Source organism: Halorubrum ezzemoulense (genome assembly GCF_004126515.1).
Classification (GTDB): Archaea; Halobacteriota; Halobacteria; order Halobacteriales; family Haloferacaceae; genus Halorubrum; species Halorubrum ezzemoulense.
On the sequence record NZ_CP034940.1, the window covers coordinates 1,309,266 to 1,325,850 of the forward strand.

General features: G+C 70.8%; 15 protein-coding genes. 10 read left to right on the forward strand and 5 right to left on the reverse strand.

Features of this window, described 5'->3' with window-relative positions:
* The first annotated feature begins 16 nt into the window (after nt 1-16).
* The 4 genes from EO776_RS06580 to tgtA all read left to right on the forward strand — a co-directional run bounded on the left by EO776_RS06580 (nt 17) and on the right by tgtA (nt 4,470).
* On the forward strand, nt 17-688 hold the full coding sequence (locus tag EO776_RS06580) for a precorrin-2 dehydrogenase/sirohydrochlorin ferrochelatase family protein (RefSeq protein WP_049929752.1): 672 nt from the start codon (nt 17-19) through the stop codon (nt 686-688).
* Nucleotides 685-2,025 carry a glutamyl-tRNA reductase gene (hemA, locus tag EO776_RS06585; protein ID WP_094580559.1) on the forward strand — a complete coding sequence of 447 codons (1,341 nt, stop codon included), beginning with the start codon at nt 685-687 and terminating at the stop codon, nt 2,023-2,025. Before EO776_RS06580 ends, hemA begins: the two co-directional genes overlap by 4 nt.
* Nucleotides 2,026-2,102: 77 nt before the next feature.
* Entirely contained in the window at nt 2,103-2,906 is an 804-nt protein-coding gene (locus EO776_RS06590; protein ID WP_094521263.1) for a Nif3-like dinuclear metal center hexameric protein, read from the forward strand.
* 85 nt (nt 2,907-2,991) lie between these two features.
* Nucleotides 2,992-4,470, forward strand: a complete 1,479-nt coding sequence (tgtA, locus tag EO776_RS06595; RefSeq protein ID WP_049929749.1) for a tRNA guanosine(15) transglycosylase TgtA — start codon at nt 2,992-2,994, stop codon at nt 4,468-4,470.
* 84 nt (nt 4,471-4,554) lie between these two features.
* On the opposite strand, the gene EO776_RS06600 is transcribed toward tgtA, so the two are convergent.
* A complete protein-coding gene (locus EO776_RS06600) occupies nt 4,555-4,887 on the reverse strand; it encodes an uS10/mL48 family ribosomal protein (RefSeq protein ID WP_049929748.1) in 333 nt (110 codons plus the stop codon).
* 172 nt (nt 4,888-5,059) lie between these two features.
* Here EO776_RS06600 and EO776_RS06605 point away from each other — a divergent pair, with 172 nt between their 5' ends.
* The 3 genes from EO776_RS06605 (at nt 5,060) to EO776_RS06615 (ending at nt 6,830) form a co-directional block, all read left to right on the forward strand.
* Nucleotides 5,060-5,506 carry a bis(5'-nucleosyl)-tetraphosphatase gene (locus EO776_RS06605; RefSeq protein WP_049929747.1) on the forward strand — a complete coding sequence of 149 codons (447 nt, stop codon included), beginning with the start codon at nt 5,060-5,062 and terminating at the stop codon, nt 5,504-5,506.
* A gap of 97 nt (nt 5,507-5,603) precedes the next feature.
* Complete coding sequence (locus EO776_RS06610) at nt 5,604-6,599, forward strand: DUF5787 family protein (protein WP_094521262.1); 996 nt, start codon at nt 5,604-5,606, stop codon at nt 6,597-6,599.
* Between the two features lie 21 nt (nt 6,600-6,620).
* Nucleotides 6,621-6,830 (forward strand): hypothetical protein, encoded by a 210-nt coding sequence (locus tag EO776_RS06615; protein WP_094521261.1) that lies wholly within the window; start codon nt 6,621-6,623, stop codon nt 6,828-6,830.
* A 31-nt stretch (nt 6,831-6,861) separates the two neighbouring features.
* On the opposite strand, the gene EO776_RS06620 is transcribed toward EO776_RS06615, so the two are convergent.
* Entirely contained in the window at nt 6,862-7,800 is a 939-nt protein-coding gene (locus EO776_RS06620; protein WP_094521259.1) for a carbohydrate kinase family protein, read from the reverse strand.
* Between the two features lie 156 nt (nt 7,801-7,956).
* Nucleotides 7,957-9,630, reverse strand: a complete 1,674-nt coding sequence (locus EO776_RS06625) for a glycoside hydrolase family 13 protein (protein WP_094521257.1) — start codon at nt 9,628-9,630, stop codon at nt 7,957-7,959.
* Nucleotides 9,631-9,849: 219 nt separating this feature from the next.
* On the opposite strand from EO776_RS06625, the gene EO776_RS06630 reads away from it, so the two are divergent.
* Both EO776_RS06630 and EO776_RS06635 read left to right on the forward strand, forming a co-directional pair.
* Nucleotides 9,850-11,976: a glycoside hydrolase family 32 protein gene (locus EO776_RS06630; protein ID WP_094521255.1), complete on the forward strand. Its 2,127-nt coding sequence runs from the start codon at nt 9,850-9,852 to the stop codon at nt 11,974-11,976.
* Nucleotides 11,977-12,240: 264 nt separating this feature from the next.
* The gene (locus tag EO776_RS06635; RefSeq protein ID WP_094521253.1) at nt 12,241-12,720 is read left to right on the forward strand and encodes a universal stress protein; all 480 of its coding nucleotides are present in this window, start codon (nt 12,241-12,243) and stop codon (nt 12,718-12,720) included.
* A 95-nt stretch (nt 12,721-12,815) separates the two neighbouring features.
* Here the strand turns inward: EO776_RS06635 and EO776_RS06640 are convergent, their stop codons facing one another.
* A complete protein-coding gene (locus EO776_RS06640; RefSeq protein ID WP_094521251.1) occupies nt 12,816-14,180 on the reverse strand; it encodes a glycoside hydrolase family 68 protein in 1,365 nt (454 codons plus the stop codon).
* Between the two features lie 172 nt (nt 14,181-14,352).
* Here EO776_RS06640 and EO776_RS06645 point away from each other — a divergent pair, with 172 nt between their 5' ends.
* A complete protein-coding gene (locus EO776_RS06645) occupies nt 14,353-15,426 on the forward strand; it encodes a TrmB family transcriptional regulator (RefSeq protein ID WP_094521250.1) in 1,074 nt (357 codons plus the stop codon).
* 32 nt (nt 15,427-15,458) lie between these two features.
* On the opposite strand, the gene EO776_RS06650 is transcribed toward EO776_RS06645, so the two are convergent.
* Entirely contained in the window at nt 15,459-16,583 is a 1,125-nt protein-coding gene (locus EO776_RS06650) for an ABC transporter ATP-binding protein (RefSeq protein WP_094521249.1), read from the reverse strand.
* Nucleotides 16,584-16,585: the final 2 nt, after the last annotated feature.

A 16,585-nucleotide genomic window follows, 5' to 3' on the forward strand; every position in this document is an offset into this window, starting at 1 on the left:
GGACCGGAGGCCGTCCGTGACGCCGCTGTACCACGACTTCGCGGGCGAGACGGTGGTCGTCTTCGGCGGCGGCGCCGTCGGCTCGCGGAAGGCCCGCGGCTTCGACGAGGCCGCGCGCGTCGTGGTCGTGAGTCCCGACTTCGACGAGCGATTGCCCTCGCCCGACGACCCCGCGGCGGAGCGCGACACCGCGATCGAACTGCTACGCGCCGCTCCGGACGCCGACGCGGTCGCCGGCTGGATCGATCGGCTCGGTCCCGCGCTCGCGGTCGCCGCGACCGACGACGCCGCGGTCAACGCCGCCGTGGAGTCGGCCGCGCTCGACCGCGGGATCTTGGTCAACCGGACCGACGTCTCCGGGGGTCGCGACCCCGGGAGCGTCGTGGTGCCCGCGACGGTGGAAGACGAGCCGGTGACCGTCGCGCTCTCGACGGGCGGGACCAGCCCCGCGCTCGCGAAGGCGTTACGCGAGCGGATCGAGGCCGAGATAGAGGGGGCGGGCGAGATGGCGGCGCTCTCTGGCGAGATCCGCGAGGAACTGAAATCCGAGGGTATACCTCCCGAGAAACGCCGGGAAGCGGTTCGACGCGTTGTCAGATCCCGGGGGGTTTGGAAGGGTTTACAAAAGGGGAGATCCAACGGACGGCAAGAGGCCGACACCGTGATCGAGGAGGTACTCGACCGATGAGAGAGACGGGTGCGATCGCCGGCGTGAGCGTCGCCCACGCCGACGCGACGGTCGACGAGATCGAGGCCGCCGGCGGCGACGGCGTCCGCGCGACCGTCTCCGACCTGCTCGCGCGAGAAGGGGTCGAAGAGGCGTTCGCGGTGCAGACGTGTAACCGCTCGGAGGCGTACGTCGTCACCGACCGGACCGTCGACGGCACGACGGCGCTGTCGACGTTCGCGCCGGACGTCCGCGGCGGCGCGGTCCGCCGCCTCGACCACGAGGAGAGCCTGGAACACCTGATGCGCGTCGCCTCCGGGCTGGAGTCGCTCGTGCTCGGCGAAGACCAGATCATCGGGCAGCTGCGGGAGGCCTACGAGGAGTCGAAGTCCGCCGGCGGCATCGGCCCCGTCCTCAAGGACGCCGTGACGAAGGCGCTCCACGTCGGAGAGCGGGCGCGGACGGAAACCGAGATCAACGAGGGCGTCGTCTCGCTCGGTTCCGCCGCGGTCCGGCTCGCGGCGGACGAGATCGACCTCACCGACGGCTCGGCCGTCGTCGTCGGGGCCGGCGAGATGGGGACGCTCGCGGCCCGGGCGCTCGACGACACGCCGGTCTCGGACATCGTCGTCGCGAACCGCACCGTCCCGCACGCGGAGTTCGTCGCCGAGGAGGTCGACACGCCCGCGGAGGCGGTGCCGCTCGCGGACCTCCCCGCCGTGGTCCCCGACGCCGACCTCGTCGTCACCGCGACCGGCAGCCCCGACCTCGTCGTCCACCCGTCGTACGTCGACGGCGCCGGCCGGGTCGTCTGTATCGACATCGCGCAGCCCCGCGACGTCGACCCGGCGGCCGGCGCGCGCGAGGGCGTGACCGTCTTCGACATCGACGACCTCGAAGACGTGACCCAGCGGACTAGGGAGAGCCGCGCCGCGGAGGCGCGCGAGGTCGAGTCGATCATCGACGCGGAGCTCGACCGCATCCTCGAGGCGTACAAGCGCAAGCGCGCCGACGACGCCATCTCGGCGATGTACGCCGGCGCGGACCGGGTGAAGGCGCGCGAGCTCGACCGCGCGATGTCGAAGCTGGAGGCGCAGGGCGACCTCACGGACGAGCAGCGCCAGACGGTCGCCGACCTCGCCGACGCCCTCGTCGGCCAGCTGCTCGCCGCCCCGACGCACTCGCTCCGAGACGCGGCCGGCGAGGACGACTGGGAGACGATCCGCACGGCGCTCCGGCTGTTCGACCCCGACTTCACGCCGAAGACGGGCGACTCGGTCGAGTCGGACGCTCCCGACGCCGGGGTCGGCTCCCCGGACGCGGTCCCGGACTCCGTCGCCGAGGAGCTCGACGACTGACCCCCGACCGCCGGCCCCGACGTTCTCGACCGCGCCCGCTCCGCGCCCTTTATTCGCCGACGCGCACACCGACCGGTATGAGGCTCTCCGAGTACGTCGACCGACTCGACGAGGAGCTCGACACGGCCGCGTACGCCGACGTCGACGCGAGCGCGAACGGCCTTCAGGTCGGCCCGGGCGGCGAGGCCGCTAGCCCGGGCACCGGACCCGCCGAGGTCGAACGGGTCGCCTTCGCGGTCGACGCCGCGACGGCGACGATCGAGGCCGCCGCGGACGCGGGCGCCGACGTCCTCGTGGTCCACCACGGGCTCTCGTGGGGCGGCATCGAACGCGTGACCGGTCGCGTCCACGACCGGATCGCGGCGCTCATCGAGCACGACATCGCGCTGTACGTCTCGCACCTCCCGCTCGACGGCCACCGGGAACTGGGCAACGCGGCGGGCGTCGCCACCGAGATCGGACTCGAAGACCGTGACCCCTTCGGCGAGATCGGCCCGGTGACGATCGGCACGATCGGGGAGACGGCGGCGCCGCGCTCGGCGGACGCGCTCCGCGAGACGCTCGACGGGTTCGAGGGCCAACCGGACGGCGAGCCGTCGCCCACGCGCGTCCTGGACTTCGGGCCCGACGAGGTCGAACGGGTCGCGGTCGTCACCGGCTCCGGGGTCGACTGGCTCGACGAGGCGGTCGCGGCGGGCGCGGACGCGCTGATCACGGGCGAGGGGAAACAACAGGTGTACCACGACGCCCGCGAGGCCGGGGTGACCGTCTTCCTCGCCGGCCACTACGCGACGGAGACGTTCGGCGTTCGGGCGCTGGAGTCGCTGACCGCCGACTGGGGCGTCGAGACGACGTACCTCTCGCATCCGACCGGGCTCTGAGCCCCGCTCGCGCCGGGGGGCGGCCCCTGCGGGCGCGCTCGCCGCCGAACGCAACCCTTACCGCTCGCGTCCGCGCAGTCCGGGTATGCGCGATCACTTCGAGATCCGGGACCACGACGCCGCCGGGCGGATCGGTCGGCTGACGGTCCCCCGCGCCGACGTCACGGTCGAGACGCCGGCGCTCCTGCCCGTGGTCAACCCCAACGTGCTCACGATCGAGCCGGAGCGGCTCCGCGAGGAGTTCGGCGCGGAGATGCTGATCACGAACTCCTACATCATCCGCAGCACGGACCGCATCCGCGACCGCGTGCTCGACGAGGGGCTCCACGAGTTCCTCGGCTTCGACGGCGCGATCATGACCGACTCGGGCTCCTTCCAGCTGGCCGAGTACGGCGACATCGACGTGACGACCGAGGAGATAATCGAGTTCCAGCGACAGATCGGCAGCGACGTGGCGACGCCCGTCGACGTGCCGACGCCCCCGGACGCCGACCGCGAGCGCGCCGAGTCAGAGCTCGAGACGACGAAGCGGGCGCTCGCAGACGCCGAGGCCGCCGAGACCGGCGAGATGCTCGTCAACGGGCCGGTCCAGGGGGCGACGTACGCCGACCTCCGCGAGGAGGCGGGGCGCCACGCGGCCGCGACCGACCTCGACGTGTTCCCGGTCGGGGCGATGGTGCCGCTGCTCAACTCGTACCGCTACGCCGAGGTGGTCGAGGCGGTGCGCGCAGCGAAGCGCGGGCTCGGGCCGGGGGCGCCGGTCCACCTGTTCGGGGCCGGCCACCCGATGATGCTGGCGCTCGCGGTGGCTGCTGGCTGCGATCTGTTCGACTCGGCCGCGTACGCGCTGATGGCCCGCGACGGCCGCTACCTGACGGTCTCGGGCACCGAACACCTCGAAGCGCTCGACTACTTCCCCTGCTCGTGTCCCGTGTGCGCCGACCACGAGCCGGCGGACCTCCGCGGCTTCGACGACGGCGAGGCGGAGCGGCTGCTCGCCGAGCACAACCTCCACGTCACCTTCGAGGAACTGCGCCGCGTGAAGGAGGCGATCCGCTCGGGGACGCTGCTGGAGCTGGTCGACCGCCGCGCCCGCGGCCACCCGGCGATGCTCGACGGCTACCGCGCGCTGCTCGACCACGCCGACGAACTGGAGCGGACCGACCCCGGGTCGAAGGACGCGTTCTTCTACACCTCACGGGAGGCGGCCCGTCGCCCCGAGGTGATGCGACACCACGACCGACTCGATAGGCTGGCGGCGCCCGACGACCTCCTGCTCACCGAGTCGAAGGCCCCCTCGAATCACGCGTACGACGCGGTGTGGCGCGTGAAGCCACCGTTCGGGCCGTATCCGCCCGCGCTCTCGGAGACGTACCCGCTCACCGCCGAGGTTCCGGAGCGGACCGACGATGCGGCGCAGGTCGCCGCGGCGGCGGGTGTGGCCGCGCTCGCGGCGGCGAACCCGGAGACGACGCTCACGCTCGGGCACGACGCGTGGTGCGACGCCGCGTTGGCGCGGCTGCCGGACCGCGTCGAGACGGAGAACCTCCGGACGCTCGGTTGAGCCGGCGCTGGCGCGTGGATTCCGACGCGGCGAAAACCGCAGCCGTGACCGGAGTCGTCGGTCGGTTCGGCGGCGTCGAGCGACTCAGTCGCGCCGGTGACCGAGCGGTTTCTTCTGGCCGACCTCGACCTCGACGTGGATCGAGTCGGGGAAGCCGCGCGCGACGACGGACCGCGCGATGTCGTCGGCGCCGTGGATCTCCATCGAGCGGTGATACACGTCGTAGCGCCACGGCGAGAACTCGTCGCCCGGTGAGAGGTCCTTGTACAGCGGCACGGTGACGCGCTCCGAGGGGCTCGCGTGCGGGCCCTTACACTCGGCGCCCTTGCGTTCGAGCGTCTCTTTGAGCTCTTGGACGGTCTCGGCGAGCACGTCGCGGTCGCCGGACGCGAAGTGGAGTTTCGTGACGAAGGTCATGGCTGGGGGTCGTGCGTGAATGACCGCCGGAGCGGTAAAAACGCACCTACCCGCGGTCGCCGCGCGAGACCCCGCCGCGAATCCGGCCGAAGACCGGTCGACGCGGCCGAGCCGTTCGGATCCGTTCGGGAGTCCGACACGCTCTTTAGGGGTGATCGCTTACCTGCGGCCAATGACGGTCGAAGCGACCAGTGCCGGAGCCATCCTCTTCCGCGATACCCGCGGCGAACGGGAGTACTTGCTCCTGAAGAGCCGACCGGGGGACTGGGAGTTCCCCAAAGGCGGGGTCGAGGGGGACGAGGAGCTCCAGCAGACGGCGATACGAGAAGTCGGCGAGGAGGCCGGGATCGAGGATTTCCGGCTGATCGACGGGTTCCGCGAGGAGTACGACTACGTGTTCGAGGCGAACGGCAAGACCATCCACAAGACGGTCCACCTGTTCATCGCCCGCTCGTTCGAGGCGAGCGCCGAACTCTCGAAGGAGCACCGCGACCTCCAGTGGCGCGACTACGACCAGGCGCTCAACACGATCACCCAAGACGGCCCGCGCGAGATCCTCGAGGAGGCCCACGTGTACCTCGACGAGCGGAAAGACGAGGAGGACGGGAAGTACGTCTGATCGGGGGGCGGGGACGGGCGCGCGATCGATCGGCCGACAGCGGGCGCCCCCGCCCCGAGCGTTTCGCTTTTGTCCGCGCCCCGCGACGGTGTGGACAGTGACGCCCGACGCCGAGTTCGGCTACGAGCTGTTGGTCTGTCGGTACGCCGAGCTGGAGTGGCACCCGAGCGAGGGACGCCGTCCCGCGCTCGTCGCCCGCCAGCTCGGCACGCAGGCGCGCCGCTGGGACACCGTCGTGATCGAGGTCGACCCCGCGGCGTTCGAACGGCGGCGCGCGTTCGGCGAGCGGACGATCGACTCGGACCTCCTCCACGTCGTCCGCGGCGCGCCAGCCGCGTGGGCGTGGTACCGCGACGCCTTGTCCGACCCCGGCTACCCGTGGCGCTACGTTCGACAGGCGGTCCACCGGGCGGCGGGCCGCGGCCTGATCGAGAAGCGGCGCGACGGGAACCGGATCGAGATCCGCCGAGTGCGCCCGTTCCCGGACTGGGTCGAGCGGATCGTCGCGGTCGAGAACAAGCCGGACTTGGACCGCTCCGCGGCCGACCGGCTCGCCGACCAGCTCGAACACGACGTGGAGACCGCCCTCGCCGACGAGGCGTGGCTCGCGACCGAGACGACCGGCGAGCGCGTCGAGCCGGCCCTCCTCCGCGAGCTGCCGGTCGAAGCGGGGATCCTCGCGACCGACTTCTCCGCGGGCGTCGACGCCGACGCCGCCGATGTGGCGTGGCACCCGAGCGACCTCGCGCCCGGCGAGGAGGAGCGCCGCGACGCCGAGACCGAGACGCTGCGGCTGGAGATCGCGGAGCGCGCCTACGGGAAGGGGTGGCGCTCGTTCCACGACACGATGCGACCCGACTGCCGACACTTCGAACTCCGGCGCGAGGGGCGCGCGCTCGTTCCCCACTGCGCGGCGAAGGAGAAGGTTCCGACCGCGCGGGAGTGTTCGGGGTCGTGCGCCGAGTTCTCGCCGGAACCCCCTCAGTGGCGGACGAAGGGGTGGCCGATCGAGGGCGGGCCGGGGAAGGGGTTCGAGCGAGTGTTGGATCGACGGCGGGAACGCGAGCGGGACCGGCCCGAAAGCGTTGAGTGAGTGGAGGAGCCAGCCCGCCGTATGCGGTTCCCGAACCGGTCGCTCGCAGGGTACGCCGCGCGAACGACGGTCGTGGTGCTCACGCTGGCGGTCCTCCAGTACACCGGGCTTCTCCTCGACGGTCCCGCGGGGATCGATCCCGGACACCTCGCCGTGGTCGCAGTGCTGTTCCCGGCGTTCTCGTACCTGATCGACGTCGTCGTCGCGAACGCCCGGTCGAACGCCGAGTGAGGCTCGCCGCGAGCGATCGGAGGAGCGGCGGTCAGGCGTCCTCCCGGACACGCCGGATCGCCTCCCTGTTCGGGAGCGCGGTCATCGCGCCCTCGGACCGGGTCGAGGCCGCGGCGACGGCGTTCGCGAACCCGAGGAGCTCCTCGGGCGTGGTCCCGTCGACCAGTCCCGCGACGACGCCGGCGGTGAACGCGTCGCCCGCGCCCGTCGTGTCGGTGACGCCGTCGACGCGGTAGCCGCCGTGGCGCCACTCGCCGCGCCCCCACGGGGAGTCCTCGCCGGCGATCAGGCGCGCCCCCGCGTCGCCCTCCGTCAGGAAGACGGCGTCCGGTCCGGCGTCGAGCAGTTCGTCGGGGTCCGCCGGCAGCGCGTCGCCGCCGAGGTCCTCCCCTGAGGCCTTGAGCACGTCCGTCGCCGAGAGCATCCGCCGCAGCGTCGGTTCGGGGTCGACCTCCCAGAGCTCCGGCCGGACGTTCGGGTCGAAGCAGACCCGACAGCCGGTCTCCCGGGCGCGCTCGACGAGGTCGAACGTCGCGGACCGTGCGGGCTCGACGGTCAATGTCACCCCGCCGACGACCACGACGTCAACCGAGTCGAGGACGTCGTCCGGGACGCCGCTCGCGTCGAACAGCCTGTCGGCCGTCCCCTGCCGGTAGAAGGTGAACTCCCGGTCGGCGTCCTCGCTGTGCGAGACGAACGCCAGCGCGGTCCGCGCGTCCGGCTCGCGGCGCACGAATCGGTCCGGGATCCCCTCGCGGTCGAGCACGGTCGCGAGGTGGTCGCCGAAGGCGTCGGTCGCGAGCGCCGTACAGAACCACGGCGTCCGGTCGAGCCTGGCGAGCCCGACCGCGACGTTGGCCGGCGCGCCGCCCGCGCGTCGGGAGAAGGACTCGACCGCCGTTAGGGGACCGTGCCTGTCGGGGATGAAGTCGATCAGCGCCTCGCCGGCGACGAGCGCCTCACGCGCCATGTCGCGCCCCGCCACGTCCGCTGTGCTGGCCGTGCCATCGCTCCGCGGTCGTCTCCCCTCGTCGCCGGCGGGACATCTCTCGACCGCAACCTCGCGTGTGCCGGTATTAAGTCCACGGGCCCGCTGCGGCGTTCGCCGCCGACGCCCGCGGCGTCCTCAGCGCGACTCGGCGTACAGCCGGGCCTCGTAGGGGCGCAGGTCGAACGGCTCTCCGGGCGCCTCGGGCACCGACTCGTAGTTCCCGAGGAGCAGCGCGGCGGACGCGTCGACCCTGTCGATGTCGACCGACCGTGATTCGCCCGAGAGGTTGAGCACCACGACGACCCGCTCGCCGTCGAGGCGACGCTCGTAGACGTACAGCTGCTCGTCGTCGGGGTAGTGGAGCTCGTAGGAGCCGTACCGGAGCGGGTCCGAGTCACCCCGCACCTCGATCAGCGTCCGGTAGTACGACAACACGGACGGCGTCCGCTCGCGCTCTCGGGCGGCGTTAACGACCTCGTAGTCGTCGTTGACCGGGAGCCACGGGTCCCCGTCGGTGAAGCCCGCGTGCCGGTCGTCGGTCCACTGCATCGGCGTCCGGGCGTTGTCGCGCGACCGGGCCTCGACGACGCCCCTGACTTCCCCGTACCCGCCGTACACGCCGTCCGCGATCAACTCGCGGACGTTGCGGACGGTGTCGACGTCGGCGACGTCGTCGAGGCTCTCGAAGGTCGTGTTCGTCATACCGAGCTCCTGGCCCTGATAGACGAACGGCGTTCCGCGAAGCGTCAGTAGGACCGTCGCGAGCGCGGTCGCGGACTCGTAGCGGTACCGCTCGTCGTCGCCGAACCGCGAGACGCTGCGCGGCTGGTCGTGGTTCTCGAAGAAGAGGGTCGTCCACCACTCGTCGCCGAGGCCGCGCTGCCACCTGTCGAGGACCGACTTGAGCTCCGGCAGCGTCCACTCGCCGGCGTCCCACCGGCCCTTCGGGCCGAAGTCGATCTGGACGTGTTCGAAGGGGAAGACCAGGTCGAGCGGGCCGTCCTCGCCGGTGTACTCGCGGGCGGATTCGAGGGTGAGCTCCGGCATCTCGCCGACGGTGACGATGTCTCGGCCGGCGAACACCTCCTCGCGCATCTCCGCGAGGTACTCGTGGATCAGCGGCCCGTCGACGAAGTGCTCGCTGCCGACCAGCTCCCGGTCGGGATCGCCGTCGGGCAGCTCCTCGGGCTTCGAGATGAGGTTGAGGACGTCGAGCCGGAACCCGTCGATCCCCTTGTCGAGCCACCAGTTCATCACCTCGTACATCTCCGCCCGGACGTCGGGGTTGCGCCAGTTGAGGTCGGGCTGCGTCGTGTCGAAGAGGCTGAGGTACCACGCCTCGCGCCCGTCATCGTAGCTCCAGGCCGAGCCGCCGAAGAACGACTCCCAGTTGTTCGGAGGCTCGTCGGGGTCGCCCTCGCGCCAGACGTAGTAGTCGCCGTACTCCCCGTCCGGATCCGCGCGGGACCGACGAAACCACTCGTGTTCGGACGACGTGTGGTTCGCGACCATGTCCATCACTAAGCGGATGTCGCGGTCGTGGAGGCCGTCCAGCAGCGACTCCCAGTCGTCCATCGTCCCGTACTCCGAGTGGATCGAGCGGTAGTCGCTGACGTCGTACCCGTTGTCGCGTTGGGGCGACTCGTACACCGGGCTGAGCCAGACGGCGTCGACGCCGAGCTCGTCGACGTAGTCGAGCTTCTCGACGATTCCGGGGATGTCGCCGACCCCGTCACCGTCGCTGTCGTTGAAACTCCGCGGATAGATCTGATACACCACCGCCTCCTTCCACCATGTGCGCTCTGTCATTTTGTGCGTGTGATCCGGTCGGCGCGGCCCACGGTCCGCGCGGCGCCCCGCCGGTCCGACCGGTACTACGTCGTCATTTGCCCCTCGTTGATTATAAGTATCGAAACCGACCGGGGCGTTCGCAGTCACCCGGTTCGAGCGGTCGGCGGCGGCAGACGACCGCCGCCCCCGCGCCGCGAGATGGATCGCGTTTTTACCCCGGGACGCGGTAACCGACGCATGACAGCCACGCCGGTTCGCGTCGGGCTTCTCGTCGAGGGGGCCCCGAGCGACCGACAGGAGGCAGCGCGCGAGTGGGCGGACGCCAGGTACGACGTCGAGACCGTCGACCCGGCAGAGGTCACCGCGTCGACGCCGCACGACGTCCTCTGGTGGCACCGCGCGGAGGCGCCGGCGGTCGACGACCGGACCGCGTCGGCGCTCGCGGCGTACGTCCGGGGCAACGGCGGGCTCTTGTTGAGCCTCCGCGCCGTAGAGGCCGTGACGTCGCTCGGCTTCGAGTCCGTCGCTCCCGACGCCGTCGGGACGCGGACCGTCACGGCTCCCACCGGGCCCCTCTGGCGGTCGGTGTACGACGACCACCCCGCGGTCGAGGCGTTCGACGGGCTCCGGACCCCGGTCGCGGACCGCGGAACGCTCCCGTACGCCCGCTACGAGGACCAGCTCCCCGCTGAGGGCGAGGTGCTCGCGTCGACCGTCGAGGGCGAACGCGACCGGCCGACGCAGACCGGCGTGGTCTCGTGGCAGCCGGAGGGTGGTGCGGTGTTGGGCGTCAGCGAACTGTCGCTCGCCTCCGAGATCGCGGAGCCGTACGGCACGAACCGGGACCGGTTCGTCGAGGGGCTCGTCGAGTCGCTGGCGAGCGGCCCGGACCCGCGGTTCGACCGCCCGGTCGACGCCGAGGGGTTCCGGCGCCTCCGCGCGAGACTCGACGGCGACCGGCAGCGCCCCCGGTACCACGTCACGTCGCCGGCGAACTGGCTCAACGACCCCAACGGGCTGATCGAGCGCGACGGAACGTATCACCTGTTCTACCAGTACAACCCGGGCGGGCCGTACCACAACTCGATCCACTGGGGCCACGCCACGAGCGAGGACCTCGTTCACTGGCGGGACGAGCCGGTCGCGCTGGCGCCCTCGCCGGACGGCCCGGACCGGGACGGCTGCTGGTCCGGCTGTGCGGTCGAGTTCGACGGCGAACCGACGATACTGTACACCGGCGGGCGCGACCGTCGTCAGCTCCCCTGCCTAGCGACCGCCGCGGACCCGACGCTCCGGTCGTGGACCAAAGATCGGTCGAACCCGGTCATCGAGGCGCCGCCGGACGACGTCGACGTGCTGGAGACGGAACACTGGCAGGCGGAGTTCCGAGACCACTGCGTCTGGCGCGAGGACGGCCGGTGGCACCAGCTCATCGGGTCCGGACTCGCCGACGTCGGCGGGACGGTCTTCCGGTACAGCTCCGAGGACCTCCGCGACTGGCGCTACGAGGGACAGTTCTTGACCGCCGAGCGAGCGGACGCCGGGGCGGTCTGGGAGTGCCCCGAGCTGCTCCGGTTCGGAGAGTGGGACCTCCTCCACGTCTCAGACTACGAGACCGTGCCGTACTTCGTCGGTAAGCGACGCGACGGGGCGTTCGAAGTCGCGTCCCGAGGCGTTCTCGACCACGGCGACTTCTACGCGCCGCAGTCGATGGCCGTCGACGACGGCTACCTGACGTGGGGGTGGCTCCCGGAGGCCCGCGACGAGGCGGCGCAGTGGGACGCGGGGTGGTCCGGCTCGCTGTCGGTGCCGCGGCGGATCGAGGTGGACGAATCGGGCGAGCTTACCCAGCGTCCGGCGCCACAGCTGACCGGCCTCAGAGAGGCGAAACAAATCGATGGGGAGTCGGCTTCGCTCGACGGCGACCGCTGGACCCCGCCCTGCGGCGGCCGGGCGCTCGAACTGACCGCGACGGTCGCGCTCGACGACGCCGACGGCGTGACGCTCTCGGTCTTCGAGTCGCCAGACCGGCGGGAGCGCACCGAGATCCGGTACGAAGCGACGAACGAGCTCGTCGTCGACCGCTCGGCCGCGAGCGAGGACCCGCGCGCCCGGAGCGACGAGCAGCGGATGTCGGTGACGCCGTACGACGAACCGCTCACGCTCCGGGTCTTCCTCGACGGCTCCACGGTGGAGATATTCGCCAACGAGCGGCACTGCCTGACGAGCCGCGTGTACCCGACCCGAGCGGATAGCACCGGGATCTCCTTCGCGGCGTCTGGCGGCCGCGCCGCCGTCGAGGACGTGTCCGTCTGGGAGCTCGGAGACGCGTACACGGACTCTGCGACGCCGCGCACCGACTGACTCGGCGGGCACCGAGGCGACGACGGTAGGCTGTCGCCCGCCTCGACTCGGGATTCATCTCGCCGTGACCGGCGGCTGTGCCTTTTTGCCACTCTCGGAGGTAGGGCGACTGAACCCCATCGACGGCCGCCTCGCGTCTCCGTTCCCCCGACGGTCCGCGAGCGCGACCCCGAGCACGCATGACCCGAACTACATGAATATTAACTCAACTCCGGATTAACTTTGCGAAGATATAAATTCCCTCGTCACCTACGTGTAGTTGATATGAGCATGAACACCGTCCTCCTAGCTATCGGATCGGAAGACGAGAGCCGACTCGAAGAGCTCGCAGAGACCGCCGCGTCCGTCGTCGACCCGAACGGTCGCATCGCCCTCCTCCACGTGTTCGACCACGAGCGGTACGACACGATCGAGACCCAGCTGAACATCGACCCCGACTCGGAGGTCACGCCCGACGACGTCTCGCAGCGGTCGCAGATCGTCACCGATGTCGCGGAGCGCCTCGAGCGCGCCGGCGTCGACTATGAAGTCCGCGGCGCGCTCGGCGAGACCGCCGAGAGCATCCTCGAAGAGGCCGAAGCCCTCGATACGGACCTCGTCGTCGTCGGCGGGCGAACCCGCTCGGCGACCGGCAAGGCGCTGTTCGGCTCGACCGCGCAGCGCGTGCTGCTCGGAGCCGACTGCCCGGTGACGTTCGTCAAAGAACGGTCCGAAGAGCGGACGGAAGCGGCGGTCCCGGCCTGAGACCGTCGCCTTTCGCCGCGCCGGACGCACCGGAGACCGAGCCTCGGCCACTCGGCGATCGCACGCGTCGCAGACGCCGCGAAATAGCCCGCGAGCTAGGGCAACGGCTCGTCGTACTCCGACCCGGACCGCGCGTCGGCGTCGTAGCCGCCGCGAACGCCGCTCTCGCGGATCTTTCCGTCGAAGTCGTCGTCCGGCAGTCCGGACTCGTCGACCGGCGGGAGCGCCTCGTCCGGTGTCGGGATCCGCCAGGCGTCGAGCGCGCCGAGCAGCCGCGTCTCGTCGCCGTCGAGCGCGAGCCGAAGGGTCGGCGCGAGCGTGCCGCCGAACCGCGCGCGCTGTTCGGTCTCCGAGAACTCCGCGACCGCGTCGAGCGAGTCGCCCGCGAAGTCGTGGTAGTTGAAGAAGCTCTGGAGCAACACCTCCTCGTCGTGGGCGAACGCCATCCACGAGTACGCCTGGAACTGGGCGTCCGGAGGATTCGTCGCGACGAGGCCGGTCCCGTTGAGCGGGCGGTACGGTCCCTCGAACGCGTCGGCGACGAAGCCGTACAGGCCGTCCGGGCCGGTCACGCCCGGGGCGAACGTGTGGACGTGACTACAGACGAACAGGTAGTAGCGGCCGTCGGCGGCGACGACGTGCGGCCGTTCGAGCTCTTGGTTCACCTCGACGGCGTCGAGGAGCGGCGGGCGGAGCTCCCACGAGAGCGGGTCGCCCGAGGGGGCGGCGGCGACCCCGACGCAGCCGTTGAACTCGCGGCGCTCGCTCGTCTCGGCGTCGTCGCCCTCGCGCTCCGGCGCCGGGACGTTGGCCTCGAAGAGGAGGTGAGCCTCGCCGGTCGCGGGGTCCTCGAAGAACCACGGGTCGCGGAAGGTGTACGTCATCCCCCTCGACTGCGCCTCGGTCTCGTACCACTCGCCGTCCGGCTCTAACAGCGTCTCGTGGCGCCACGGTCCCTCGAGCGCGACCCCGTCGTCGTCCGCGGTCACCGATCCGCCGTGTCCGACCGCGATCCGCTGCGTGTACGTCAGCTCCGCGGCGTCGTCGCGGCCGGCGGCGGTGTAGTAGAGATACAGGTCTCCGTCGTCGTACAGCGCGGAGCCGGCCCACTGGCGTTGCCCGAGCGCGCCGCCGTCGAAGACAGGACCCGCGTCGCGCCAGCGCTCGCCGTCCGCCGAGTAGAAACACCGGATCTCGGCCACGTCGTGCCGGGTCCCGGGGAGGAGGTCCGCGTCGGCGGTGAGCGAGAACGCGAGGCGCCACCCGTCGACGTCGGCGATCGCCCCGTTGCGGTCCCGCAGCAGCCACGTGTCCCAGACGTGGAGGTCCGGGAACGGGTCGACCCCCGGCGGGCCGGCGACCGGGGCGACGTTTCCGGGGCGCCGCTCGATCCCTCCCGCCTGCTCTCGGGTCCACCGCGACCGCGGCTGACCCCCGTCGCCGGCGCGCTCGTTGTTCATACCCCCCATCGACGACGGACCGAATAAAGCCTTTTCAGTCGGAATCGCGTCCCGGCTCGGCGACGCCGCCGCCCGGAAACACAATGATAAAACATTTTATTACAGCCGTGGTAGCTCGGTCCATGACCGATCGAACGGCCGGCCGAGTCGGTGTCGCCGTCGAGTGGTAACCGTGGAGCGCGCAGAGCTCTCCGAGACGTTAGAGGAGGCGGGACTCTCGCCGTATCAGGCGGACGCGTACATCACCGTCCTCGAGCTCGGGGCGGCGCCGGTGACCCGCATCGCGGACGCGAGCGGCGTCCCCGACCCCCGGATCTACGACGTGTTGCGCGACTTAGAGAGTACGGGGTACATCGAGACGTACGAGCGGGAGTCGATGTACGCGCGGGCGAACGACCTCGACGCGATCGTCGACGACCTCAAGTCACGGGCGAGCCGCTTCGCCGCGGCGACCGAGGAGATCGAGCGCCGCTGGAACGAGCCCTCGGTCGAGCAGTCGACCGTGACCATCGTCACGCGGTTCGAGACCGTGATCAAAAACGCAGACGAGTTCATCCGCGGGGCGGAGTCGCAAGTGAACGTCTCGGTCGCCGTCGACGACTTCGAACAGCTCCGACCCGCGCTTCGCGACGCGACGGAGCGGGGCGTCCGCGTCAACCTCTCGATCCACACGCCGGAGGACGAAGCGGCGGCGCTGCCCGACCCCGAGGCGCTGAGCGACGTCTGCTCGGAGGCGCGGCACCGTCGGCTCCCCTCGCCGTTCGCGGTGATCGTCGACCGGACGAAGACGTGTTTCGCCCCTCACGCCGGGTCGACGAACGAGTACGGCGTCTTAGTCGACGACCGGACCCACACGTACGTGTTCCACTGGTACTTCCTCACGACGCAGTGGGACACCTGGGAGCCGATCTACTCCTCGATCGGCGACGAGCCGCCGATCGAGTACGTCGACATCCGCTACTGCGTCCGCGACGTCGCGCCGCTCGTCCGGGACGGCGCGACCGTCAGGGTCCGGATCGAGGGGACCGACACCGAGAGCGGAGCGACGCGGACCGTCGAGGGGGAGCTCTCCGAAATCCTCGTCACCGGCACTGAGAACGCGGCCGACGTCGACGTCATCGCGAGCTACGGCGGGCAGGTCGCGCTCGTGGTCGAGACCGACGAGGGTCCCGTGGAGGTGGGCGGGTGGGGCGCGATGGTCGAAGACATCGAGGCCCACCGGATCACGCTCGTCGGCGTCGCGTAACGGTCGGGGCGGCTTCGACCGCGGGGCGCCGACTACAGCGAGTGACCGATCGCGTCGCCGCTCGCCCGGTCGAACAGGTGAACGTTCTCGCGGTCTAACACGACCTGCACGTCGTCGTCCTCGGCGATGGTCGTGTCGGGTTCCAGGTTGATCAGCAGCTGTCCCTCGCCGCGGCCCTCGGCGCTCGCCTCGACGTCGCGGTCGAACAGGAGGTACGCGTTCACCTCCTTGCCGACCGGTTCGATCACGTCGACGACGGCGTCGAACGCCCTCGTCGGCGCGCCCGCCTCCTCGGCGTTGCGCTCGAGGTGAACGTCTTCCGGGCGAACCCCGACCGTGACGTCCTGTCCCGGCGACACTCCCTGCGCGTCGGGGTCGAACTCGACGTCGGCGTAGGTCGACTCGAACCCGCTCTCGACCGCCTTCCCCTCGATGAAGTTCATCGACGGGGACCCGATGAAGCCGGCGACGAACCGGTTCGCCGGCTCGTTGTAACACTCGAGCGGCGGCGCCACCTGCTGGAGTACTCCCCCGTTGATGACCGCGATCCGGTCGGACATCGTCATCGCCTGCGCCTGGTCGTGCGTGACGTAGACGATGGTGGTGTCCAGCTCGCGGTGGAGCCGCTGGAGCTGCGTGCGCATGTGAACGCGCAGCTCCGCGTCGAGGTTCGCCAGCGGCTCGTCCATCAGGAACGCGTCGGGGTTGCGAACGATGGCGCGGGCGATGGCGACGCGCTGACGCTGCCCGCCGGACATCTCGCTCGGCATCCGGTCCATCATCCCCTCCAGCTGGACGATGTCGGCCGCCTCCTCCACGCGGCGGTCCACCTCCTCCTGGTCGTACTTCCGGAGGCGGAGCCCGAAGGAGATGTTGTCGTACACGTCCATGTGGGGGAACAGCGCGATGTTCTGGAACACCATGGAGATCCCGCGGTCCTTCGGCGGGAGGTCGGTGACGTCCCGGCCCCCGATCTCGATCGTCCCCTCGGTGGGGAGGGTGAGTCCCGCGATCGTCTCCATCGTGGTCGACTTCCCGCACCCCGAGGGGCCGACGAACGTGACGAACTCGCCGTCCTCGATCCCCAGGTTCATGTCGTCGACTGCCGTTACGTCTTCGTACCGTTTCGTGATTCCTTCGAGTTTGACTGATGCCATGG

Coding starts and splice junctions, on each gene's coding strand:
- EO776_RS06615 (WP_094521261.1), top strand. CDS start 6,621: ATGCGGTTCCCGAACCGGTCGCTCGCAGGGTACGCCGCGCGAACGACG.
- EO776_RS06630 (WP_094521255.1), top strand. CDS start 9,850: ATGACAGCCACGCCGGTTCGCGTCGGGCTTCTCGTCGAGGGGGCCCCG.
- EO776_RS06605 (WP_049929747.1), top strand. CDS start 5,060: ATGACGGTCGAAGCGACCAGTGCCGGAGCCATCCTCTTCCGCGATACC.
- tgtA (WP_049929749.1), top strand. CDS start 2,992: ATGCGCGATCACTTCGAGATCCGGGACCACGACGCCGCCGGGCGGATC.
- EO776_RS06620 (WP_094521259.1), bottom strand. CDS start 7,800: ATGGCGCGTGAGGCGCTCGTCGCCGGCGAGGCGCTGATCGACTTCATC.
- EO776_RS06590 (WP_094521263.1), top strand. CDS start 2,103: ATGAGGCTCTCCGAGTACGTCGACCGACTCGACGAGGAGCTCGACACG.
- EO776_RS06600 (WP_049929748.1), bottom strand. CDS start 4,887: ATGACCTTCGTCACGAAACTCCACTTCGCGTCCGGCGACCGCGACGTG.
- EO776_RS06650 (WP_094521249.1), bottom strand. CDS start 16,583: ATGGCATCAGTCAAACTCGAAGGAATCACGAAACGGTACGAAGACGTA.
- EO776_RS06625 (WP_094521257.1), bottom strand. CDS start 9,630: ATGACAGAGCGCACATGGTGGAAGGAGGCGGTGGTGTATCAGATCTAT.
- hemA (WP_094580559.1), top strand. CDS start 685: ATGAGAGAGACGGGTGCGATCGCCGGCGTGAGCGTCGCCCACGCCGAC.
- EO776_RS06640 (WP_094521251.1), bottom strand. CDS start 14,180: ATGAACAACGAGCGCGCCGGCGACGGGGGTCAGCCGCGGTCGCGGTGG.
- EO776_RS06635 (WP_094521253.1), top strand. CDS start 12,241: ATGAGCATGAACACCGTCCTCCTAGCTATCGGATCGGAAGACGAGAGC.